The organism is Streptomyces sp. GL_148 (genome assembly GCF_057834205.1).
In genome coordinates, this window is the sequence record NZ_CM174396.1 from 1852183 (window position 1) to 1875905 (window position 23723).

Consider the following 23723-nt stretch of genomic DNA (forward strand, 5'->3'; position numbering starts at 1 on the left):
GGGCAAATCCGGCCGTTCGACGTCTACGGATCGGGGTCCGGGGCGGAGCCCCATGACCATCCGGCCGACCGGCATCCACGAACCCGGGTAAGGGGCAGAGCCCAGGACCATCCAGCCGTCCGGCGCTTGAGGACCGGGTCCGGGCAGAGCCCGGGGAACGGCGAAGGGCGGGTAGGGGAACCACGCCCCCGCGCAGGCGGCGCGCCAACGACCTCCGGCCCCGCCCCGGGGGGCCCGCACCGCACGGGGGGGGCGACGGACGACCCCACCCCAGCCCCCCACAGGGGGTCAGCGCCCCCGGAGCCGCCGGACCAGGATGCTCGCGTCGCCGCGGGACTCCAGGTCCGCCAGGACCACCGCGACGGCCTCGCGCACGATCCGGCCGCGGTCGACGGCCAGACCGTGCTCCCCGCGCAGCACCAGCCGCGCGTGTTCCAGGTCCATGAGCTCCTCGGCGGAGACGTAGACCGTGATCTTCTCGTCGTGCCGCTCGCGCCCGCTGGGCCTCCGGTTCGCGCCGCGGCCCTGCCCCTTGCCCCGACCGGGGGTGGGGGCGGGGACGGCGTTACCGGAACCTTCCTGCGGCCGCCGCTGCGGGCCGACGCCCGGCTCCGTGCCGGCCCCAGCCTCCCGGCTGCGGCCTTCTCCCGCCGTGCCCTCCGCGGCCGCGGCCGCGTGCTCCACGCCCCGCGCCGAGTTCGGCGAGGAGGACGTCAGCGCCATCCCCCCGGTCGTACGGAACAGTTCGTCGGCTCCGGGCAGACTCACTCGGCGGGACACCGGGCGAGCACCTCCCTGGCCAGCTGGCGATAGGCGGCGGCGCCGACGGAGTTGGAGGCGTACGTGGTGATCGGCTCGCCGGCGACCGTGGTCTCCGGGAACCGCACCGTACGGCCGATGACCGTGTGGTAGACGTGGTCGTCGAAGGCCTCGACCACACGCGCCAGCACCTCACGGCTGTGCACCGTACGGGAGTCGTACATCGTGGCGAGGATGCCGTCGAGCTCCAACTCCGGGTTGAGCCGCTCCTGCACCTTCTCGATGGTCTCGGTCAGCAGCGCCACACCACGGAGCGCGAAGAACTCGCACTCGAGCGGCACGATGACCTTGTGAGCCGCCGTCAGGGCGTTCACGGTCAGCAGACCGAGCGAGGGCTGACAGTCGATCACGATGTAGTCGTAGTCGGGCAGCAGGGGCTTCAGGGCCCGCTGCAGCGTCGACTCGCGCGCGACCTCGCTGACCAACTGCACTTCGGCGGCCGACAGGTCGATGTTGCTCGGCAGCAGGTCCATGTTGGGGACCGCCGTCTTCAGCAGCACCTCGTCGGCCGACATGCCCCGCTCCATGAGCAGGTTGTAGACCGTCAGGTCGAGTTCCATCGGGTTGACCCCGAGGCCGACCGACAGCGCGCCCTGCGGGTCGAAGTCGACGAGCAGCACCCGGCGTCCGTACTCCGCGAGCGCCGCACCCAGGTTGATGGTCGACGTGGTCTTGCCCACGCCGCCCTTCTGGTTGCACATCGCGATGATGGTCGCCGGACCGTGATCGGTCAGCGGACCCGGGATCGGGAAGTACGGCAGCGGCCGTCCGGTCGGGCCGATCCGCTCACGGCGCTGGCGGGCAGCGTCGGGGGCGAGAGTGGCCGCGTACTCGGGGTCGGGCTCGTACTCCGCGTCCGGGTCGTAGAAATGCCCCTCGGGCACCTGTTCGTAGTCGGCGAAACCCACGGGCTTGTCGCCGCTCGGGTCGCCGGCCCTGGAGTTCACGTCTAGGCCGTCCATGCTCTTTTGGGGCGTCGTCATGTGCTGGTGGTTTGCGAAGGTGCGGACCGCTACGGATCCCACGGCTTCGATTCCGGCAGGACCCTGGCCCCGCGCAGGCCCTCCTGCTCGACCACCTCCAGGAGCAAATGTCGACTCATTCACAAGTCGTCTTACCTCCTCGGACGTGACCAGGACACTTATCGATAGGTCAGCGTGGCACCATGCCGACGGTTGGCGACTCTATGGCGTGTCACCACTCAGCGGCAACACAATCCGCCGGACCCACCGCGATGTGTCGGCAACCGAACACCACTCTGTCAAGGGCGTACGAGCTGTCGCCGGGAAGTTTCGCGGGTGTGCGAAAGGGTTAAAGGGTTACGTTCGAGGCGAGTTGAGCGGCCCCTGCGACGACCCCGAGAACGCCTCCGGCCGGACCTCGCGAGCAAGGTCCGGCCGGATACGTGAGATTGACGTCAGTCGTTGACGACTCAGCCGAGCAGCGTGCTCAGCTCGAGGGTCTCGAGACCGTGGGCCTCGGCGACCTCACGGTAAACGACCTGGCCATCATGGGTGTTGAGGCCCAGCGCGAGCGCGGGGTCACGACGCAGCGCCTCGACCCAGCCGAGGTTCGCGAGCTGCACGATGTAGGGCAGCGTGGCGTTGGTCAGCGCGTACGTGGAGGTGTTCGGCACCGCGCCCGGCATGTTGGCGACGCAGTAGAAGACCGAGTTGTGGACCTGGAAGGTCGGCTCGGCGTGAGTGGTCGCGCGGGAGTCCTCGAAGCAGCCGCCCTGGTCGATCGCAATGTCGACAAGGACACTTCCGGGCTTCATCTTGGCGACGAGCTCGTTGGTGACCAGCTTCGGGGCCTTCGCACCCGGGATCAGCACCGCGCCGATGACGAGGTCGGCCTCGACGACGGCCTTCTCCAGCTCGAAGGCGTTGGAGACGATCGTCTTGATCTTCGTGCCGAAGATCTTGTCGGCCTCGCGGAGCTTGTTGATGTCGCGGTCCAGCAGGGTCACGTGGAAGCCCATGCCGACGGCGATCTGCACGGCGTTCCAGCCGGAGACGCCGCCACCGATGACCACGCACTCGCCGGCGTGGGTGCCGGGGACGCCGCCGGGGAGCACGCCGCGGCCGCCGACCGAGCGCATCAGGTGGTAGGCGCCGACCTGCGGGGCCAGGCGGCCCGCGACCTCGGACATCGGGGCGAGCAGCGGGAGGGCGCGGTTCGCCGTCTCGACCGTCTCGTACGCAATGGCCGTGGTGCCGGACTCCAGCAGGGCGTCCGTGCACTCGCGGGAGGCCGCGAGGTGCAGGTAGGTGAAGAGGGTCTGGTCCTTGCGGAGGCGGTGGTACTCCTCGGCGATGGGCTCCTTGACCTTCAGCAGCAGGTCGGCGGTCGCCCAGACCTCGTCGGCGGTGCCGAGGATCTCGGCGCCGGCGGACACGTACTCCGCGTCCGTGATCGAGGAGCCCACACCGGCGTTCTGCTCGATGAAGACCTGGTGGCCGTTACGGACCAGCTCATGCACACCGGCAGGCGTGATGGCGACCCGGAACTCGTTGTTCTTGACCTCGCGGGGGATGCCGACCTTCATCGTGGCTCACGGTCCTTGGCTCAGGGGATGTTTCGGGCTACTTCAATACAAACCCGTCCACAAGAACGCGCAACGGGATGCACCAGAGGATGACCTGGTGAAGCCAGTCTAATGAAGGATGAGCGGCTGTCTAGCCTTGCAAAGCAATAATCTCAGTCGGAAACGCTGCGGATTTCGCAGGCTGCGGGGTCATCTCCCAGCAATCTGTCGGCCGCGGACCTGTGCAGCCTGGCAGCCGCGGGATCGCCGAGCCGGTCGAGCGTGTCGGCCAGCCGCACCTGGAGCGCGGCCTGAAGCCGCAGGTCCCCGGCCTTCCGCGCGAGCTCGACCGCCTCCCGGCAGGTGTGCAGCGATTCCTCGGGCCGCCCCGCGTACTCCTGGATCCGCGCCATCTCGCTCAACGCCTTCGCCTGGCCCGGGACATCGGCCAGCTTGCGGTAGCCGGCCGAGGCCGCCCGCCAGCTCCGCAGCGCGTCCCCGTACCGGCCCGCGTACGTGTGCACGTTCCCCAGCCGCCCGTAGAGCCGCGCCTCGTCCGCACGCTCCCCCCGCGCGAGGGCGTGGGACAGGGCCCGGCCGAACCAGTCGGAGGCCCGGTGCCAGTCGCCCAGCTCCTGGTGCGCGCCACCTACGGATTCCATCGCGCGGCCCGACGCGTACGGGTCGTTTGCCGCCTTTCCCGCGTCCAGCGCGGCCCGGTACCGGTCCAGCGCCTCCCGCGTCCGGCCGGTCTCGGCGTCCAGATCGGCCAGGTTCAGCAGCGCGGCCGCCTGTTCCCGGTGCAGATCGCGCCGCTCGGCCACGTCCAGGACGAGCCGGTGCAGCCCGTACAGCTCGGGCGCGGCCCCGGCGGTGCCGCGGTGCTCGGACAGGGCCCGCGCCAGCGCCGCTACGAACCTGCGCGCCAGGGTGTCCAGCTCCCCGTCGGCCACGGCCAGCGAGGCGGCGGCCAGCAGCGCGGGCAGCCGGGTGTCCAGCCAGGTCTGCGCCGCCCGCCGGTCGGCGAAGCGCAGCGCGCGCGGCACCCCGTCGAGCTTCTCCGGCACCCCGACGGCCCCGCCCGGCCCGTCGAGTCCGCCGAGTCCGTCTTCGTACGGCTCCGCCATGGCCCGGCAGGAGAGCAGCAGCCGTACGGTGCGCTCCAGCATCCGGGCCCGCGCGAGCTGGACCTCGGCGGGCCGCTCCTTGGCCTCCAACAGGGCCTGGAGCAGCGGCGCGAGGCAGCCGGGCAGCAGGAACAGCCCGTCGTGGGCCGACCTCAGCAGGCCCAGCGCGGCGAAATCCTCCAGGGTCGACTGCGCGGCGGCCACGGAGCAGCCGGCGAGGGCGGAGGCGACGTGGGAGTCGACGAGACCGGCAGGGGCAAGCGGAAGCAGCCGCAGGGTCCGCTGGGCGGGCTGCGGGAGGGATTCGTAGACGAGCCTGAAGGCCTTGGCCAGCGGTCCGCCGACACCGGCGGGCATGTCGTGCAGCTGCTTGCCCACGTCCGCCACCGAGGCTTTGGGGCGCGCGGCGAGCCAGCCGCCGGCCAGGGCGAGCGCGGCGGGCTGGCCGCCGCACTCCTCGGCGAGGGCTTCGGCGGCGCGCGGGTCGTTGGCGACGCGGATGTCGCCGATGCGGTGGACGAGCATGCGGACGGCCGAGGGGGTGTCGAGGCCGCCGAGGGTGCAGGGGCGGACATCCGGAATCCCGGTCAGGGGGCCCTCGGCGGTGACGACGACCAGGCACTCGGGGGTGTCCGGCAGCAGGGCGTCGACCTGGTGCGGATCGGACGCGTCGTCGACGAGGAGGACCATGCGGCGGCCGGTCAGGGCCGTGCGCAGGGCCGAACTGAGATCGTCCTCGGCGGCGCCGGGCGGGGTGGGCTGCCCGAGTCCCTCCAGGAGGGTGCGGACGGCACGCTCGGTGGCGACGGTCTCGCCCGTGGGAGCGGTGAGACGGACCCTCAGCACCCCGTCGGGATAGTCGTCGGCGATCTCGCGGACCAGCGCTTCGGCGAGGGCGGTCCGGCCGGAGCCGGGTCGCCCCGCGACGAGGAGCACCCGGGCGCGCGGGGACTTGGCCTTGCGGCCGGAGAGGGTGTCGAGCCCGGTTCGCGCGATGTCCTCGCGGAGCTCCTTGAGCTCACGCCGCCGCCCGACGAAATCCGTCACGGATCCGCTCCTCTCGCTGCCTTCGGATTGCGAGCGTAGTTCACGCAGAGCGACGGACAGGGTGGAGCGCGGCGGACAAATCGCCCGATCGGATCAGCGGATGGGCACACTTACACTCCTTCTTGACGCGCCGCTCGCACGGCTCGGCCCTGGCGGGCCTCCCCGGCTTCGCGCCGCTGCGCCGGACTCCGTCCGGCGGTGGCCGGGCGGGGTGCTCGCCACCGCCGTCCCGGCGTGGGGCCCGGTGGGCGGGTGCGGCTGGTCCGGCCCTGCGGGGCGGGGTCCCCTACCCGCCCTTCCACCGTTCCCCGGGCTCTGCCCGGACCCCGGTCCTCAAACGCCGGACGGCTGAAATGGCGCGGGCGCGCCGGAAGGACCAAGCCCCGGCCGGGGTCGGGACGTGGGCGCCGGGCCGGGGACGGGGGCGGGGTGGGGTGTTGGCCGGGACGTAAAGCGTGATTTGTGGCGCACTACGCGGCATCACTGTCGAAGGCACAGGCCAGGGCGCCTAAATCATGCAGTCCAGGCCGACACCCCACCCCGCCCCCGGCACCGGCCCCCGCAGCCAGCCACGACGCCAGCCAAAACCCAGCCCCGCCGGCGTTTGAGGCGCAGGGGCCCGGGGACTGGTCCCCGGCAACGGCGCCGCACGGCGGACACGGACACGCCAGGGCTACGCCTCGTACGGCCGGGCCTGCCAGGAGGCGTCCGCCGGGCGGAGCGAGGACAGGGACGGGTCGGCGGCGAGGGCGGCCGACAACGCCAGGACTCCCGTCACGAGCCCGGGATTGCCCAGCTCGCCCGCCAGGACGCCCCGTACCAGCTCGGGCAGCGGCACCCAGGCCAGCTCCATGTCCGCCTCCTCCGAGCCGGACTCCGCATAGCGTTCGCCGTCCGCGACGGCGACCCCCCGGGCCAGGAAGATCCGGATCGCCTCGTCCGAGCCGCCGGGGGACGCGTAGAAGTCGGCCAGCACCCGCCAGTCCTCGGCCTTGACGTGCGCCTCCTCCTGCAGTTCCCGCTGCGCCCCGTGCAACGGGTTCTCCCCCACGATGTCCAGCAGGCCCGCCGGAAGCTCCCACAGCCGCCGCCGCACCGGGTGGCGGTACTGGCTCAGCACCAGCACCCGTCCCTCGTCGTCCAGGGCGAGCACGCACACCGACCCGGGGTGCACCTGGTAGTCGCGGCGGGCCACGGTCCCGTCCGGCATCCGCACCTCGTCGGAGGCCACCGCCGTCTTCGCGCCCTGGAACGGCCGCTGTGCCGACACCGTCTCCCAGGATTCCGCCGTGTCCTTGATCTCCATGCCCGAAGCCCTCCACAACGCGCGACAGCCGGGGTACGGATCTCCGTACCCCGGCTGCCAACGTTATGCGGTCGTGCGGCTACTTCGCGGCCTGCTGCCGCTCCACGGCCGCCTTGACCAGACCCGCGAACAGCGGGTGCGGGCGCGTCGGGCGCGAGCGCAGCTCCGGGTGGGCCTGGGTGGCCACCAGGTAGGGGTGGACCTCGCGCGGGTACTCGACGTACTCGACGAGCTTGTTGTCCGGGGAGGTGCCGGAGAAGACCAGACCGGCCTTCTTCTCCAGCTCGCCGCGGTAGGCGTTGTTGACCTCGTAGCGGTGGCGGTGGCGCTCGTCCACGTACGCCTGGTCGCCGTAGACCTCGCGCACGATGGATCCCTCGGCGAGCTTCGCCGGGTACATGCCCAGGCGCATGGTGCCGCCCAGGTCGCCCGCGCCCTCGACGAAGGCCAGCTGCTCCTCCATCGTGGAGATCACCGGGTTCGGGGTGGAGGCGTCGAACTCGGTGGAGTTCGCGTCCTCGATGCCCGCCAGGTTGCGCGCGGCCTCGATGACCACGCACTGCAGACCCAGGCACAGACCGAGCAGCGGGATCTTGTTCTCGCGGGCGTAGGTGATAGCGCCGACCTTGCCGTTGACACCGCGGTCGCCGAAGCCGCCGGGGACGCAGATCGCGTCCACGTCGCCGAGCACCGCAGCGGCACCGGCCGGGGTCTTGCAGTCGTCGGAGGTGACCCACTTGATCTCGACGCGGGCCTTGTTGGCGAAGCCGCCGGCGCGCAGCGCCTCGGTCACCGACAGGTAGGCGTCCGGCAGGTCGATGTACTTGCCGACGAGCGCGACCTTGACCTCGTGGTCGGGGTTGTGGACCCGGTCCAGCAGGTCCTCCCAGACGGTCCAGTTGACGTCGCGGAAGGGCAGGTCGAGCTTGCGCACGACGTACGCGTCCAGGCCCTCGGTGTGCAGCACCTTGGGGATGTCGTAGATCGACTTGGCGTCGATCGCGGCGACCACGGCCTCCTCGTCGACGTCGCACATCAGCGAGATCTTGCGCTTGATGGAGGTCGGGACCTCGCGGTCGGCGCGCAGCACGATGGCGTCGGGCTGGATGCCGATGTTGCGCAGCGCCGCGACCGAGTGCTGGGTCGGCTTGGTCTTCAGCTCGCCGGAGGGGCCGATGTAGGGCAGCAGCGAGATGTGCACGACGAAGACGTTGTCGCGGCCGACCTCGTGGCGGACCTGGCGGACGGTCTCCAGGAACGGAAGCGACTCGATGTCTCCGACGGTGCCGCCGACCTCGGTGATGACGACGTCGACGTCGTCGGTCGCCATGCGCCGGATGCGGTGCTTGATCTCGTTGGTGATGTGCGGGATGACCTGCACGGTGTCACCGAGGTACTCGCCGCGCCGCTCCTTGGCGATGACCTGCGAGTAGACCTGGCCGGTGGTGACGTTGGCCGAGCCGTCGAGGTCGACGTCGAGGAAGCGCTCGTAGTGACCGATGTCCAGGTCGGTCTCGGCGCCGTCGTTGGTGACGAACACCTCGCCGTGCTGGAACGGGTTCATCGTGCCGGGGTCGACGTTCAGGTACGGGTCGAGCTTCTGCATCGTGACCCGAAGACCGCGCGCCTTCAGCAGCGCACCCAGGCTGGAGGCCGTCAGGCCCTTGCCGAGGGAGGAAGCGACACCCCCGGTGACGAAGATGTGCTTGGTCGTCATGGATTTGGGCGGCATCGCCAAGAGGGGGCTCCCGTGGTCGCGAAGGTGAGGTGCGTTCGGCGCCGGCCACCATCGAACCGGAAGGTCTCAGGGGGCGCCGAAGCTGCGGTTTCGGGGCTCCTGATTCGCACAGGCAGACCACCGGTCCACGGGATACCAGCCTATCAGCGCCCGGGCCGGTCCGCCTCCGGCCACGCGGCGGGGGCCTCCGCCGGGGCCTCCGCCGGGGCGTCCGCCGGGGCGTCCGCGGGGTCGGTCACGGCGGTATCGCCGCCGCTCACCCGTTCGGCCGAACTCATTGTCCCCAAGCTGACGGGGATCACTAGGGTGCCGTCTTGTCCTGCTCGGATCTCGATCACATCCCCGCCGAGCGGCCCCGCGAACGGCGTAACCCGTCCGGTTCCGGAATCATGGGCTGGACGCGGCCATCCACATCACCGGAGAATCCGCGGCATCGCGCAATGCAAGCGCCCTTCGGGGCGGACGTGGCTGTTCGACTGGAGATGCAACGTGTCCGGGCGCATCGAGGATTACGCACTGATCGGCGACATGCAGACCGCGGCTTTGGTCTGCCGGGACGGGGCGGTGGACTGGCTGTGCCTGCCACGTTTCGATTCCCATGCCGTCTTCGCGAGCATTCTCGGCACCGAGGAACACGGGTTCTGGCGGATCGGCCCGGCGTTCCCGGCCGACGGCGAGGCCCCGCGTGCCACCCGGCGCCGCTACCGCGGCGACTCGCTGGTCCTGGAATCCGAGTGGGACACCCCGCGCGGCACGGTCCGCGTGATCGACTTCATGCCGCCCCGCGAGGACCACGCACCGCAGCTCATCCGCATCGTGGAGGGCATCAGCGGGCGCGTCCCCATGCGCTCCGCGCTGCGCATGCGCTTCAGCTACGGCCGGGTGGTGCCCTGGGTGCACCGGGTCGACGACCGGACCGTGGCCGTCGCGGGCCCCGACTCCGTCTGGCTGGACACCGAGGCCCAGACCTACGGCAAGGACCTGACCACGTACTCCGACTTCACCGTCGGGCCGGGCGACCGGATGGCCTTCTGCATCAGCTGGCAGCCCTCGCACAAGGAGCCGCCGCAGCCGCCCGAGGCCGAGGAGGCCCTGGAGGCCACCACCGACTTCTGGCGCGACTGGGTCGAGCAGTGCACGTACCACGGCCCCTACCGGGAGGCGGTGATCCGCTCCCTGATCACCCTCAAGGCGCTCACCTACGCCCCCACGGGCGGGATCGTCGCCGCGCCCACCACCTCCCTCCCGGAGGAGATCGGCGGGGTCCGCAACTGGGACTACCGCTACACCTGGCTCCGCGACGCCGCCATCACCCTGTCCTCGCTGCTGCGCACCGGGTACCGCGAGGAGGCCCGCGCCTGGCGCGAGTGGCTGCTGCGGGCGGTGGCCGGCGACCCGGAGAACCTGCAGATCATGTACGGGATCGCGGGCGAGCGGGAGCTCGGCGAGACCGAGCTCGACTGGCTGCCCGGGTACGAGAACTCCCGGCCGGTCCGGGTCGGCAACGGCGCCGCGGGCCAGCTGCAGCTCGACGTGTACGGGGAGGTCACCGAGGCCCTGCACCTGGGCCACATGACCGGCCTGGCGCGCAACGACTACGCCTCGCTGCTCCAGCTCAAGCTGATCCGCTACCTGGAGACCCACTGGGACCAGCCCGACGAGGGCATCTGGGAGGTGCGCGGCCCGCGCCGGCACTTCGTGCACTCGAAGGTGATGGCGTGGGTGGCCGTGGACCGCACGATCAAGCTGATCGAGAGCGGGGACGCGGACGGGCCGCTGGAGCGGTGGCGGGAGCTGCGCGACGAGATCCACCAGGACGTCTGCGAGAAGGGCTACGACAAGGAACGCAACACCTTCACGCAGTCCTACGGGTCCAAGGAGCTGGACGCGTCCCTCCTGCTGATCCCGCAGATGGGCTTCCTGCCGCCGGACGACAAGCGGGTGATCGGCACGATCGAGGCGATCCAGCGCGAGCTGTCGACCCCGGACGGCTTCATCCTGCGCTACCCGACGTCGGGTGAGGAGGCGGGCGTGGACGGTCTGGAGGGCGACGAGGGGGCCTTCCTGGCGTGCTCGTTCTGGATGGCGGACGACCTGGCGATGATCGGCCGGGTCGACGAGGCCCGCCGCCTCTTCGAGAAGCTGCTCGCGCTCCGCAACGACCTGGGCCTGCTGGCGGAGGAATGGGATCCGAAGCTCCAGCGCCAGGTCGGGAACTTCCCCCAGGCCTTCAGCCACGTCCCCCTGATCGACACGGCCCTGCGGCTGACGGCGAGCGGGGCGTACGGAGGCTGACTAACCTGGAGGGGGCGTTCGCCCTTCCGCACCTTCCGCCTCTCCCGGAAGGGGGTAGCCATGGCTCCCCTCTCGAAGGCGGGCACGGCGCTTGCCGAGCTCCGCGAGGACCTGTCCGGCGCCGTCCTGGTCCCGGACGATCCGGGGTACGACGAGGCCCGCAGCCTCTACAACGGGATGATCGACCGCCGGCCGGCCGTCATCGCGCAGTGCGAGAGTCCGGTGGACGTGGTGACCGCCGTGCGTTTCGCACGGCGGCTCGACCTGCCGATCGCGGTGCGCGGCGGCGGCCACAGCGTGGCCGGGATGTCCCTGAACGACGGCGGCGTGGTCGTGGACCTGCGCCGCATGCAGGAGGTGACGGTCCATCCCCGGGCCTCGTCCGTCCGCGTCGAGGGCGGCGCCACGATGAGCCATCTGGACCGGGCCTGCGAGCGGTACGCACTGGCGACCACCGGCGGCCGCGTCTCCACCACCGGGGTGGGCGGCTTCGTGCTGGGCGGCGGCACCGGGTGGCTGGACCGCAAGTTCGGCCTGGCGGTGGACAACCTGCTCGCCGTGGACCTGGTGACGGCCGACGGGGAGATGGTGACGGCGACCGCGGAGGACCACCCCGAGCTGTTCTGGGGGCTGCACGGCGGCGGCGGCAACTTCGGCATCGCGACCTCGCTGACCCTGCGGCTCCACGAGCTGCCGGTCATGTCCCTCGCGTTGCTGCTGTACCTGCCGGAGCACGGGCCCGAGATGGTCCGTGCGTACCGGGACCTCATGGAGGACGGGCCGCGCGAGGCCGGCGGCGGCGCCATCTACCTGACCGGCCCGCCCGAGGAGTTCGTCCCGCCGCACCTGGTGGGCGCGCTGCTGGCGGGCGCGCTGGTCACCTATGCGGGCCCCGAGGAGGCGCTGCGCAGGCTCGTGGCGCCGCTGCTGGCGATCCCGCACGAGGTGGAGATGGTGACCGCCATCCCCTACCCGGACCTCCAGTGCATGCTCGACGATCCGCCGGGCATGCGGAACTACTGGTCGGCGGAGTATCTGACCGGGGTGCCCGACGCGTTGGTGGACGTGTTCTGCGCCCGCGCGGACTCGATGCCGGTGCCGAGCGGCACCCAGCACGTGCTGTGGCCCCAGGGCGGCGCGATCGCCGAGGGCCCGGCCGACTACCCGGTGTCGTTCCGCGACGCGCCCTGGGCGGTGCACCCGTTCGGCGCCTGGGAGGACCCGGCCGACGACGACCGCTGCCGCCAGTGGGTCAAGGACGTCCGCGCCGACGTCCAGCCGTGGAGCACGGGCGCGGTCTACCTCAACTTCACCGGTGACGAAGGCGGAGACCGGGTGGTGGCCGGTCTCGGCCCCGAGAACATGCGGCGGCTGGGCCGGTTGAAGCGGGAGTACGACCCGGACAACGTCTTCCGCTTCAACCACAACATCACGCCCGCCTGAGGCTTACGTCAGGGCGGTGATCACCTCCTTCGCCGCCCGCTCCCCCTCGGTCGCCCCGCCTTCCATGAAGCCCTGGAAGTCGTAGCTGCAGTGCTCTCCGCCGATGTGGATCCGGCCCTGTGCGGTGCCCTCGTACTTGGCGTACTTGTGCAGGTAGCCGGTCGGCCAGTACGAGTACGCGCCGAGCGCGTACGGGTTGCGGTGCCAGGCCGATATCTGCGCCTTGCCGTTCCAGGCCGCCTTGGTGCCGGGGAAGAAGGCGTCGATCCCGGTGAGCATCCGGCCCGCGAGGGCGCGTACGTAGGGGTCGGAGTCGGTGGCGAAGGGGGTCGCCGGGGTGATCGCGGCGGCCAGGGTGCCGCCGCCGTACTGGAGCAGGATGCCGCCGTTGCCCGGCTGGACCTTGGTGGTGTCCCAGGTCTGCTGGACCTCGCTGTCGGTGAAGCAGTCCCCGGCGGAGACCCCCGGCCAGGGGCCGGTGCCGCGCCAGGGGCGGCTGGTGAACTGCATGTTGAGCTTGGTGCAGTAGCCCATGCGGGCGTCGCGCAGGAGGTTCGTCATCAGCGGGTCGAAGCCGGCGCCGGTGATGTCGATCCGCTGGAGGATCGGCAGCGGCAGGCACAGGATCGTGTGGTCGGCGACGACCGTCCGGGTGGCTCCCGCGTCGTTGAAGGTCAGCGTCTGGGTGCCGTCGGCGGAGACGCGTACGGCGACCAGCTCGCGGCCCATGAGAAGCGAACCGGCGGGCAGGGCCTGGGCGATGGCGTTCGGCAGCTGGTCGTTGCCGCCGGTGATGTGGTAGCGCTCGTTGGACAGGCCCCAGACGTTGAAGTTGCCCGGGTTGGGCTGGTAGCCCATCAGCAGGACCAGCGCGAGGGCGGACTGCTGATCGGTGTCGGCCCCGTACTCGACGTTGTACGCCACGTCGATGAAGCGGCCGAGCTGGGAGCCGTGTCCGCCGGGGATCCTGGTCTCGATCCACTCGTGGATGGTCATGTTGTCGAGGGCCGTGCCGGCCGGGGTCGAGGAGTTCCACGCGACCTCGCCGGACTCCTGGAGGTCGCGGTGCAGCGCCTGGTAGACGGCGTTGAAGTCCTCGTCGGCGTGCTCGCGCGGGTAGTAGGTCCCGTTGAACCAGAGGACCTCCTCCGCCCCGTTGGGGCCGCCGCCGAGGAAGTCCTCGACGGGGAGGTTGAAGCGGCGGCAGAGCTCGAGGATCTTCTTGTGGCTGGTGTCGATCAGCTCGCCGCCGATCTCGGAGGTCTGCCCGTAGGCCCACAGGGAGCGCTGGGTCCACATCCGGCCGCCTACGCGGCTCGGGTTGGCCTCGTAGAGGGTGAAGGGGACCCCCGCGTCCTTGAGGGTGAGGGCGGCGGTCAGCCCCGAGATGCCGGCGCCGACGATGGCGACGCGGGCGGGGGTGACCGGCTTCTTGTCGGGGGTGGTCTCCACGGCGTGGGCGAGCGCCGGGGCGGCGGCCGAGGCGACGGCGGTGCCGAGTCCGAGCGCGGCGGCGCGTGCCAGGAGCTGGCGGCGGGAGGAGCCGCGGACCTCGGCGACGGGCAGGCCGAGCCGGCGGGCGGCGGCGTGTTCCTCGGCGAACTGACGGAGCGCGTGCATCAGTGGCGTACGGGCCATGGCGGTGGCTCCTTCTCAGACGTTCGCGGCGGACGGGGAGGGCTCATCGGTGGACTCGTCGGTGCGCTCGGCGGCGTCCTCCAGGACGACGCGGCCGATGATCTCGTAGCGGGCGGGGGCCTTGAACTTCAGCCACAGGCCGAGGCCGAGCCCGCCGAAGAAGACGACCCCGACGATCCACGGGATCAGGGTGAAGAAGAACGAGTCGGCGGCCAGCCCGGCCGCCGTCTTCATGTTGACCAGCAGCAGGACGACCACGGCGGCCATGGCGATGCCGCCGATCAGCGGGGCCGTGAAGGTGCGGAACCAGTGCCGGTCCTCGGGGTGGTTCTTGCGGAAGTAGCCGATCACCGCGAAGGAGCACAGGGTCTGGACGATGAGGATCGCCATGGTGCCGAGGATCGCGAGCAGCGTGTACAGGTGGATGTACGGGTCCTGCCCGGTCAGCCAGAACAGCGCGACCAGGCCGGTGGCGATGGCCGTCTGCACCATGGAGGAGATGTACGGGGAGCCGTGCTTGGCGTGCGTACGGCCCAGGGCCGGGTGCAGGAAGCCCTCGCGGCCGATGGCGTAGAGGTAGCGGGCGGCGCACTGGTGGAAGGCCATGCCGCAGGCGAAGGAGCCGGTGAGCAGCAGCCACTGGAAGGCGTCGACGGCCCAGGCGCCGATGAAGGTCTGGGTGGGGGCGAAGAACAGGTCGAGCGGGCTGGCGGAGGCGGAGAGCTCCACGGACTTGGTGAGTCCGTTGCCCGCGATGGTCATCCAGGAGACGTAGATGTAGAAGAGGCCGACGCCGACGACGGAGATCAGGGTGGCCTTGGGGATGACCTTCTTCGGGTTCTTGGACTCCTCCCCGTACATGGCGGTGGACTCGAAGCCGACCCAGGACCAGAAGGCGAAGAAGAGGCCGAGTCCGGCGGAGGTGCCGGTGAAGGCGTTCTTGGGGTTCAGGGGTTCGACCGGGATGCCGTCGGGGCCGCCGCCCGCGATCAGTACGGCGGTGGCGACGGCGAAGAGCACGGCGATCTCGGCGATGAGCATCACGCCCAGGGCCTTGGCCGTGAGGTTGATGTCGAAGTGCGCGAGGGCGGCGGTGATCGCGAGCATGGCGACCGCGTAGACGATCCAGGGCAGGTCGATGCCGAGCTGGTCGTGGACGGTGGTCTTGGTGAAGTAGGAGAAGACGCCGACGATCGAGGCCTCGAAGACGATGTAGGCGAGGACCGCGAGCATGCCGGAGGCCATGCCGGCGATCCGGCCGAGGCCGTGCGAGATGTATCCGTAGAAGGCTCCGGCGGCGGTGATCCGCTTGGCCATGGCCACGTAGCCGACGGCGAAGACGGTCAGGACGGCGGTCGCGAACAGGTATCCGGCGGGAGCGCCGATGCCGTTTCCGAAGCCGACGGCGATGGGAAGGTTGCCGGTCATCGCGGTGATGGGGGCGGCGGTGGCGACGGCCATGAAGACGACACCGACCAGGCCCACCGAATTGGCTTTCAGCCGTTGGACCTGGGGTGCGCCGCCGCCGGTGCTGCTATCCGTGCTCATGGCTCCTCGTTCCTGTCGTGAGGGCGCTCACTCTCTCCCCGCGTGACGTACGCCACAATCGGCATGCAGTCCGATAATCTCCTTCACGGGGCGACGAGTTGTCGGGCCGGACGGGGGTAGATGGGACCCCGTAACCGCTCGGTGATGTGCACGGAACAAGAGCCCCGGTAGCGTCCGCCATATGGACAATCAGGGCGGGATCACGGTTCAGCGGGCACTTGAGCTGCCGGGGCTGCGCGGCGGGCTCCCGGAGGTGATGGCCTGCGCCGACCGGCTCGGCCGGACCGTGCGCTGGGTGCACGCCGGCGAGGTCCCCAACATCGCCTCCCTGCTCAAGGGCGGCGAACTGCTGCTGACCACCGGCCTCGGCCTCGGCACCCGCCCCGCCGAGCAGCGCGCCTTCGTACGCCGCCTCGCGGACCGCGGCATCGCCGCCCTGGTCGTCGAACTGGGGCCCCGCTTCACCCGGCTCCCGGCGACCCTGGTGGAGACGGCGCGGGCGGTCGGCCTCCCCCTGGTCCAGCTGCACCGGGAGGTCCCCTTCGTGACGGTCACGGAGGAGGTCCACACCGAGATCGTCAACGGGCACTACGCCCTGCTCCAGCGAGCCGAGGAAGTCCACCGGCGCTGCACGGAAGCCCTGCTCGACGGCGGCGGGATCCCCCAAGTCCTCCACATCCTGGCGGACTTCACGGCGAACCCGGTCTTCCTGGAAACCCCCGACGGCCAGTTGCTGTACGCGGCGGGCCCGGTCGCCGGGGAGGCCGCGGCGGACCCGCTCCAGGTCTGGGAGGGCCTACGGGGCCAGCGCCCGGCCGAGCCGTCCGGCAACGCCGTGGTCGTCGACGTCCCGGGCGGCGGCCGCGGCACGGGCTCGGTGCGGGCCCGACTGGTCCTGCTGGGGGTGTCCGCCCCCCTGCTGCCCGTGCACCGGATGGCGGCGGAACGGACGGCCGGCGTACTGGCCGTCGTGCTGATGCAGGCCCGGCAGGAGGACGAGCTGGCGGCGCGCGGCCGCGGCGACTTCCTCACCGACCTGGCGGAGGGGCGGATCTCCGCGGAGGACGCCCCCGCCCAGGCCCGCGTCCTGGGCTTCAAACCGGGCGCCGGGCCGCTCCTGCCCATCGTCATGCGGCTGTCATCGGACCTGGCCCCGTCAGGGAACTGGGCGGTCCTGGCCCGGGCCGTCCTGGAGGAACTCGCCTCGGTGGGCGTCCCGGTGCTCCTCGGCGTCCGCCCGGTCGAGGGCCGGGTCCCCCTCCTCGTCTCCCTCCGCTCCGACGCCGAGCGCACGACGGTCGCCGACCGGGTCGCGGCGGCGCTGCGGGCCGGCGTGGAGCGGGCGGGCCTGGACCGTGCGGGGGCCGCGCCCGCGGTGGTCGTCGGCGTCTGCGGAAGCTGGGCGGCGGCCTCGGCGGGCCTGCGCCACGCGGCGGAGACGGCCACCGCCGCGGCCGGGCTGCCCTCCCGGCCCTGGTACGACGCCCGTCGCCTCGACATCGACCTGCTCCTGTGGCGCCTTCGCGAACACCCCGACCTGGCGGCCTTCGTGGACCGCGCGATCGGCGCCCTGCGCGTCCACGACACCCAGTCCCGCCCGCCGCTCCTGCCCACCCTGGAGACGTACCTGGCCCACGCGGGCCGCAAGGCGGAGACCGCGCGCGAGCTCCACCTGAACCGCCAGACCCTGTACAACCGCCTGGCCCGCATCTCCGAGCTCCTGGGCGCGGACCTGGACGACCCGGAAACCGTCCTCTCCCTGAGCCTGGCCCTCCGCGCCCGCCGCCACACCACACCTTCTTAACGCGCGGCACCTTCCCTGACGCACCCCTCGCACCACTCGGCCCTGGCGGGCCTCCCGGGCTTCGCGCCGCTGCGCCGGACTCCGTCCGTCGGTGGCCGGTCGGGGTGCTCGCCACCGCCGTCCCTGCGCGGGCCCGGCGGGCGGGTGCAGGTGGTCGGCCCTGCGGGGCGAAGTCCCCTAGCCGCCCTTCCACCATCCCCCAGACTCCGTCCGGGGCGACCCCCAGCCGGGCTCCGCCCGGACCCATCCCCCAGACTCCGTCCGGGGGGACCCCCAGGGGGCTCCGCCCCAGACCCCGCGCCTCAAACGCCGGCGAGGCTGGGATTCGCCGCACGGCGACCAGGCCGACGCCGGCCAAAATCCAGCCCCGCCGGCGTTTGAGGCGCAGGGGTCCGGGAACTGGTCCCCGGCAACGGCGCCGCACAGGCAGGCCGACGCCGACCAATCCAGCCCCGCCGGCGTTTGAGGCGCAGGGGTCCGGGGACTGGTCCCCGGCAACGGCGCCGCACGTGGCAACGGGTCCGGGGCGGAGCTCCGGGGAACGGGCGAAGGGCGGGTAGGGGACTCGGCGCCGCGCAGCGGCACGCTCGGCGGCACGCCGCCGCAACCGACACGGGCTCCGCGCCTGGCCAGGGCTACCGTCGGCGCGACGTCAGTTCGTCGTAGACCGACAGGACCTGTGCCACGGTGTCGTCCTCCGACGGCCACGTCAGGGCCTGAGCCCGCCCGGCCGCCGCGAGCGCGCCGCGCCGCGCGGGATCGGCCAGCAGCCCGGCTACGGCAGCGGCCAGCGCCCCCGCCTCCCCGTAGGGCACCAGCACGCCCGCCGACCCCACCAGCTCCGGCACCCCGCCCACCGCCGTCGCCACCAACGGCACGCCCATCCGCAGAGCCTCCTGCGCGAGTGGCGACCGCGCCTCCCACCGGCTCGGCAGCACCGCGACATCGGCCGCCGCCAGCAGCCGCGCGGCATCCCGCCGCCGCCCGAGCAGCCGTACCGGCAGCTGCTCCGCCTGGATGCGCCGCGCGAGCTCCGCCCGCATCGGGCCCTCGCCCGCGATCACCAGCAGCGGCACCGGGTCCAGCGTCCGCCACTCCCGCGCCGCGTCCAGCAGGACGGAGTACCCGCGCCGCGGCACCAGACTCCCGACCGCGATCAGCAACGGCCGCTCGACCGCGCCGAGTTCCGCCCGCACCTTCCCCGGGTCCGGAGCATCCGAAGCACCGGACGGCCCGGAGGTCCCCGAAGGCACCGCCACCGCCGCCAGCCGCGCGTCCCGCGCCCCCCGCAGCCGGGCCAGGTCCACCTGCGCCGAGGAGGCGCCGAGGACGATCGCCGCGGCCCGCGCGACGTGCCGTTCGAGCAGCAGGCTCAGGCGGCCGCTGCCGGGGCCGCCGCCGTGCCAGCTCACGACCAGGGGGACCCGCCGCCCGCGCAGGGCCAGCGCCGCGCGCATGCCGGCCCGTACGCCGTGCGCGTGCACCACGTCGGCCTCGACGCAGGCGGCGCGCAGCGCGCTCACCGCGTCCGGGGTGAACCGCGCGCCGGCGCCGGTGAAGTCGTACTCCCCCTCCGCCTCGACGGGCGCGCACACGGTGACCCGTACGCCGCGCGCGGCGAGCCCGGTGGCCAGCGACCGCACGTGCGCACCACCGCCGGCGCCGCCGAGTACTTGGACGGTGCGAAGGACGGGGACCGGGACCGGGGAGCTGCTCACGGGCCGAAGCTCCTGGGTGAGGGAGGGAGGAAGGCAGGGACGTCGCCCAGAATGCCAGTCCGCACGCGCGTTCCGGGACCATACGGGTGCGGATCCCGTGTGAGTTACCGCCCGGACCCCCCGATCCTCACCCACACGGGCTAGCCGGACGTCAGCCCGATGACCCTGCCGACACCGAAGACAGCGGGAAGCAGCCCTACTCCGGGCTCCGGGCCGCCGCGAGCAGCTCCTCCGCGTGCGCCCGCGCCGACGCCGAGTCCTCGTGGCCGGCCAGCATCCGCGACAGCTCGCGGATCCGGGCCTCGCCCTCCAGGACGGTGACGCCACTGCGGGTCACGGACCCGTCGCTGGTCTTCTCGACCAGCAGCTGCCGGTCCGCGAAGGCCGCCACCTGCGGCAGGTGCGTCACGACCACCACCTGCGCCGACTTGGCCAGCTTCGCGAGCCGCCGTCCGACCTCCACGGCCGCCTTGCCGCCGACGCCCGCGTCGACCTCGTCGAAGAGGTACGTGGGCACCGGGTCGGAGCCCGCGAAGACGACCTCGACGGCGAGCATCACCCGGGACAGCTCACCGCCCGAGGCGCCCTTGGCGATCGGCCGCGGCTGGGCGCCGGGGTGCGGGGCCAGCAGCAGTTCGACCTCGTCGACGCCCGAGGGGCCGTACGCGACGAGCCGGCCGCCGACCTCGACCCCCTCGGGGTCCTCGGTCTGCCGGACGTCGATGGTGACCCGCGCGTGCGGCATCGCCAGGGAAGCCAGCTCTTCGGTGACCGCGGACGCGAAGCGGGTCGCCGCCTCGTTCCGTGCGTCGGTCAACGCCTGGGCCAGTGCGGAGAGTTCCAGCCGCAGCCCGTCACGCTCGGCGGTCAGCTCGTCGATCCGCTCGTCGTCGCCGTCCAGCTCCAGCAGCCGTACGGAGCCCCGTTCGGCCCACTCCAGGACGGAGTCCACGCCGTTCTCGGTGGATCCGTACTTCCGGATCAGCTGGGTCAGCGCCGCCCGCCGCTCCTCCACGGCCGCCAGCCGCAGCGGATCGGCGTCCAAGTCGTCCGCGTACCCGGCGAGTTCCCCGGCCACGTCCCCGAGCAGGATGCCCAGTTCCCCGATCCGCTCGGCGAGCGCGGCGAGCGCCGGGTCGTGGGAGCGTACGGATTCCAGTGCGCGGTGCGCCCCGGCGACGAGCGCGCCCGCGTCGACGCCCTCCGGGTCCTCGACGTTGCCGGCGAGGGCCGCGTGCGCGACCTGGGCGGCCGAGGACAGGGATTCGGCGTGCCCGAGGCGCTCCGCCTCCGCCGCCAGCTCGGTGTCCTCGCCCGAGAGCGGTTCCACGGCGGCGATCTCGTCGAGCCCGAAGCGCAGCAGATCGGCCTCCTGGGCGCGTTCCCGGGCCCGGGTGGTGATCTCCTCCAGCTCTCCGGCGACGGCGCGCAGCCTGCGGTGGGCGGCGGCGTACTTCTCCAGCGGGACGGCGACGGCGTCGCCCGCGTACCGGTCGAGGGCCTGGCGCTGCCGGGCGGGCCGGAGCAGTCCCTGCTGGTCGGTCTGGCCGTGGACGGCGACGAGGTCGTCGGCGAGTTCGGCGAGCAGGCCGACGGGCACGGAGCGGCCGCCGACGTGGGCGCGCGAGCGCCCCTCGGCGGAAACGGTCCGGCTGATCAGCAGCGCGCCGTCGTCGAGCTCGGCGCCGGCCTCCTCGGCGCGCAGCGCCGCGGGGGCGTCGGGGCGCATGACGATGCGCCCTTCGACGACCGCCGCCTTGGCCCCGATCCGCACCAGGGCGGGGTCGGCGCGCCCGCCGAGCAACAGCCCGAGGCTGGTGACGACCATGGTCTTGCCCGCGCCGGTCTCGCCGGTCACCGCGGTGAAACCGGGTGACAGCTCGACCACAGCGTCGTCGATGACCCCGAGCGACCGTATCCGCATCTCCTCAAGCACGGGACGACGATACCGAGGTTTCATGGGTGCCATGTGACGTCACCCGCCCGAACCGGCTCGAACAATCATGCTATTTACGTACGCGCGGTGCACAGAACCCGTACGGAGCCGGTACTGCGCCCCCACCCGCGGCCTAGGGCCTGTCGTCAAACTCCTGTCTGCCTCGGGCGACGACAGGAGTTTGACGACAGGCCCTAGTGCGGTGCCCCGCGCCATCCCGAAACCGGCAGCGCGAACTTCGCGACGAGCCGGTCGGTGAACGACGCGTGGTGCAGCCGGGCGAGCCGCACCGGCACCGCCCCCCGCCGGACCTCCACGCGGGCCCCGGACGGCAGCTCCACCGTCCGCCGCCCGTCGCACCACAGCACCCCGTGCGGGGTCCCGGTCTGCACCTCCACGGCCAGCACCGAGTCCGGCGAGGTCACCAGCGGCTTCGCGAACAGCGCGTGCGCGCTGATCGGCACCATCAGCAGCGCCTCCACCTCCGGCCAGACCACCGGCCCGCCGGCCGAGAAGGCGTACGCCGTCGAGCCCGTCGGCGTCGCGCAGACGATCCCGTCGCAGCCGAAGCCGGACACCGGGCGTCCGTCGATCTCCAGGACCACCTCCAGCATCCGCTCCGGGGACACCTTCTGGACGGCCGCCTCGTTCAGCGCCCAGTCCCGGTGCACCACGTCCCCGTTGGTCCGCACGATCACATCGAGGGTCATCCGCTCCTCGACCTCGTAATCCCGCGTCACGACCCGGTCCACGACCTTGTCCAGGTCGTCCCGTTCCGCCTCCGCGAGGAAGCCGACCCGGCCCAGGTTGACGCCGAGCATCGGCACCCCCGAGCCGCGCGCGAACTCCGCGCCGCGCAGCAGCGTCCCGTCGCCGCCCAGCACGATCAGCAGCTCGCACCCGTCGAGCACCTCCGGGGTGCACTCGGACTCGGCCACCAACTCCACCTCGGGAGGCAGCGGCAGGTCCACCGCCTCGTGCCGCAGCACCCGTACGCCCAGCCCGCTGCGCAGCAGACCCTGCACCACCAGCTCGGCGCTGCGGATGGCCGCCGGCCGCCCGGTGTGCGCGAGCAGGAAGACGGTCCGCTTCCCCGGCTTCCCCGAGTTTCCTGAGTTTCCTGACGTCCCTGACTTCCCCGGCTGTGCCGGGTCCCCCGAAAGATCACTCACTGCGGCCCCTCCGCCACTGCACGGTCAACATCCGCCGGGTCGAGTACCGGTGCCCCCGCCCTCAGCCACAGAAAATACTCGACGTTGCCCGAGGGGCCCGGGAGCGGGCTCGCGGTCACCCCGAGCACGCCCAGGCCCAGCTTCCACGCCTGCGCCGCGACGTCCCGCACGGCCTCGGCGCGCAGCTCCGTACTGCGCACCACGCCACCACTGCCGAGCCGGTCCTTGCCGACCTCGAACTGCGGCTTGACCATCAGCACCAGATCCGCGTCGGGCGCGCAGCAGCGTACGAGCGCGGGCAGCACCAGCCCGATGGAGATGAAGGACAGATCACCGACGACCAGGTCCACGGGCACCCCGTCGATCAGCTCCACCGTCAGTTCGCGCACGTTGGTGCGGTCCTTCACGGTGACCCGGTCGTCGCTCTGCAGGGACCAGGCGAGCTGCCCGTAGCCGACGTCGACGGCCATCACGTGGTCCACCCCGGCGCGCAGCAGCACGTCGGTGAACCCGCCGGTCGAGGCGCCCGCGTCCAGCGCCCGGCGGCCCTCCACCCGCAGCCCCTGGGGCTGGAAGGCCGCGAGGGCCCCCGCCAGCTTGTGTCCGCCCCGGGAGACGTAGTCGGGGTCGCTGTCGTCCTTGAGGACGACGAGGGCCGCGCTGGTCTCGACCTGGGTGGCCGGCTTCGTCGCCGTGTTGCCGCCCACGGTCACCCGGCCGGCGGCGATCAGCTGCGCGGCGTGCTCGCGCGAGCGGGCCATGCTGCGGCGTACCAGTTCGGCGTCCAGGCGGCGGCGTGCCACTCCTGCCACGATCGGTTCAGCTCCTGTTTTCGTGCGGACGGGGGCCTTCGGTCGCGTCCAGCGCGGTCAGCGCGGAGCGCAGCCCCCTGTGCACATCCTCGTACACCTCGACGTGTCCGTCCGCCGGGAGGTGGTCCACGTCCGCCAGCCGCTCCAGCGCGGCGTCCGCTCCGGCGTGCCCGGTGGGGGTGCGTACGACGCCCAGCGCGGCCGGCCCGGCGGGCGCGGCCGGGGCTTCGTGCGGTTCCTGGGCCGCGTCGGGCACTTCTTCGCTCATGCCCCCGACGCTACCGCGTAGGGCGCCCGTGACCACGCACGGCTCTGCGGTACGGTCGGGACCACGATGGCTACGATCGAGGAGTGCCGTGCGGCACTCGACCAACTCTCCGACAACCTGGCGCGGGCAGAAGGCGACGTGCGCGGTGCGACCGCGCTCGACCGCTCGCTGAGCTGCCACATCACCGACCTGGAGCGGACCTTCACGGGCCGCCTCGACGGAGGCCGGATCCGCGTGGACGCGGTGGCCCCCGGCCCGCCGTCCGCCAAGGCCGAGATCCGGCTCGCGATGACCGGCGACGATCTGCTCGCCCTGGTCGCCGGCGACCTGAAGTTCCCCAAGGCCTGGGCCTCGGGCCGCATCCGCCTGGAAGCAGGCTTCCGCGACCTCCTCCGCCTCAAGAGCCTGCTCTAGCGGAATCCGGCCCTCAGCCAAAATCAGCCCCGCCGGCGTTTGAGGCGCGGGGTCCGGGGCGGAGCCCCGATCTTTCAGCCCCTCCGGCGTTTGAGGAGCAGGGGTCCGGGG

The 23723-nt window shown here is 72.3% G+C and carries 18 protein-coding genes; 4 read left to right on the top strand and 14 right to left on the bottom strand.

Annotated features, from left to right (window positions below):
- Positions 1-288 precede the first annotated feature (288 nt).
- The 7 genes from AC3IYI_RS08495 to AC3IYI_RS08525 form a co-directional block, all read right to left on the bottom strand.
- Positions 289-780: a hypothetical protein gene (locus tag AC3IYI_RS08495; RefSeq protein ID WP_489409597.1), complete on the bottom strand. Its 492-nt coding sequence runs from the start codon at positions 778-780 to the stop codon at positions 289-291.
- Positions 765-1802: a ParA family protein gene (locus AC3IYI_RS08500; protein WP_243340996.1), complete on the bottom strand. Its 1038-nt coding sequence runs from the start codon at positions 1800-1802 to the stop codon at positions 765-767. Before AC3IYI_RS08500 ends, AC3IYI_RS08495 begins: the two co-directional genes overlap by 16 nt.
- 449 nt (positions 1803-2251) lie before the next feature.
- Positions 2252-3367: an alanine dehydrogenase gene (gene ald / locus AC3IYI_RS08505; RefSeq protein ID WP_243340997.1), complete on the bottom strand. Its 1116-nt coding sequence runs from the start codon at positions 3365-3367 to the stop codon at positions 2252-2254.
- 152 nt (positions 3368-3519) lie between these two features.
- Entirely contained in the window at positions 3520-5520 is a 2001-nt protein-coding gene (locus tag AC3IYI_RS08510) for an AAA family ATPase (RefSeq protein WP_489409598.1), read from the bottom strand.
- 673 nt (positions 5521-6193) lie between these two features.
- Positions 6194-6826 (bottom strand): NUDIX domain-containing protein, encoded by a 633-nt coding sequence (locus AC3IYI_RS08515; protein WP_489409599.1) that lies wholly within the window; start codon positions 6824-6826, stop codon positions 6194-6196.
- Between the two features lie 79 nt (positions 6827-6905).
- Entirely contained in the window at positions 6906-8558 is a 1653-nt protein-coding gene (gene pyrG / locus AC3IYI_RS08520; protein WP_489409600.1) for a CTP synthase, read from the bottom strand.
- Between the two features lie 149 nt (positions 8559-8707).
- Positions 8708-8842 (bottom strand): hypothetical protein, encoded by a 135-nt coding sequence (locus AC3IYI_RS08525; RefSeq protein ID WP_489409601.1) that lies wholly within the window; start codon positions 8840-8842, stop codon positions 8708-8710.
- Between the two features lie 211 nt (positions 8843-9053).
- Here AC3IYI_RS08525 and AC3IYI_RS08530 point away from each other — a divergent pair, with 211 nt between their 5' ends.
- Together AC3IYI_RS08530 and AC3IYI_RS08535 are read left to right on the top strand one after the other, a co-directional pair.
- Positions 9054-10859 carry a glycoside hydrolase family 15 protein gene (locus AC3IYI_RS08530; RefSeq protein WP_489409602.1) on the top strand — a complete coding sequence of 602 codons (1806 nt, stop codon included), beginning with the start codon at positions 9054-9056 and terminating at the stop codon, positions 10857-10859.
- A gap of 60 nt (positions 10860-10919) precedes the next feature.
- On the top strand, positions 10920-12302 hold the full coding sequence (locus AC3IYI_RS08535; RefSeq protein WP_489409603.1) for an FAD-binding protein: 1383 nt from the start codon (positions 10920-10922) through the stop codon (positions 12300-12302).
- Positions 12303-12305: 3 nt separating this feature from the next.
- Here the strand turns inward: AC3IYI_RS08535 and AC3IYI_RS08540 are convergent, their stop codons facing one another.
- Positions 12306-13940, bottom strand: coding sequence for a flavin monoamine oxidase family protein (locus AC3IYI_RS08540; protein ID WP_489409604.1), 1635 nt, complete (start codon positions 13938-13940; stop codon positions 12306-12308).
- 15 nt (positions 13941-13955) lie between these two features.
- On the bottom strand, positions 13956-15488 hold the full coding sequence (locus AC3IYI_RS08545) for an APC family permease (RefSeq protein ID WP_489409605.1): 1533 nt from the start codon (positions 15486-15488) through the stop codon (positions 13956-13958).
- Between the two features lie 181 nt (positions 15489-15669).
- Between AC3IYI_RS08545 and AC3IYI_RS08550 the strand changes: the two genes are divergently transcribed.
- On the top strand, positions 15670-17292 hold the full coding sequence (locus tag AC3IYI_RS08550; protein WP_489409606.1) for a PucR family transcriptional regulator: 1623 nt from the start codon (positions 15670-15672) through the stop codon (positions 17290-17292).
- A gap of 635 nt (positions 17293-17927) precedes the next feature.
- Here the strand turns inward: AC3IYI_RS08550 and AC3IYI_RS08555 are convergent.
- The 5 genes from AC3IYI_RS08555 to AC3IYI_RS08575 all read right to left on the bottom strand — a co-directional run bounded on the left by AC3IYI_RS08555 (position 17928) and on the right by AC3IYI_RS08575 (position 23198).
- Entirely contained in the window at positions 17928-19010 is a 1083-nt protein-coding gene (locus AC3IYI_RS08555; protein WP_489409607.1) for a glycosyltransferase family 4 protein, read from the bottom strand.
- A gap of 196 nt (positions 19011-19206) precedes the next feature.
- Complete coding sequence (gene recN / locus AC3IYI_RS08560) at positions 19207-20934, bottom strand: DNA repair protein RecN (protein WP_489411475.1); 1728 nt, start codon at positions 20932-20934, stop codon at positions 19207-19209.
- A gap of 206 nt (positions 20935-21140) precedes the next feature.
- Entirely contained in the window at positions 21141-22022 is an 882-nt protein-coding gene (locus AC3IYI_RS08565) for an NAD kinase (RefSeq protein ID WP_489411476.1), read from the bottom strand.
- Positions 22023-22114: 92 nt separating this feature from the next.
- Positions 22115-22930 carry a TlyA family RNA methyltransferase gene (locus AC3IYI_RS08570; RefSeq protein WP_489409608.1) on the bottom strand — a complete coding sequence of 272 codons (816 nt, stop codon included), beginning with the start codon at positions 22928-22930 and terminating at the stop codon, positions 22115-22117.
- 7 nt (positions 22931-22937) lie between these two features.
- On the bottom strand, positions 22938-23198 hold the full coding sequence (locus AC3IYI_RS08575; protein WP_489409609.1) for a hypothetical protein: 261 nt from the start codon (positions 23196-23198) through the stop codon (positions 22938-22940).
- A gap of 66 nt (positions 23199-23264) precedes the next feature.
- Between AC3IYI_RS08575 and AC3IYI_RS08580 the strand changes: the two genes are divergently transcribed.
- Complete coding sequence (locus AC3IYI_RS08580) at positions 23265-23612, top strand: SCP2 sterol-binding domain-containing protein (protein WP_489409610.1); 348 nt, start codon at positions 23265-23267, stop codon at positions 23610-23612.
- The last annotated feature ends 111 nt before the right edge of the window (positions 23613-23723 follow it).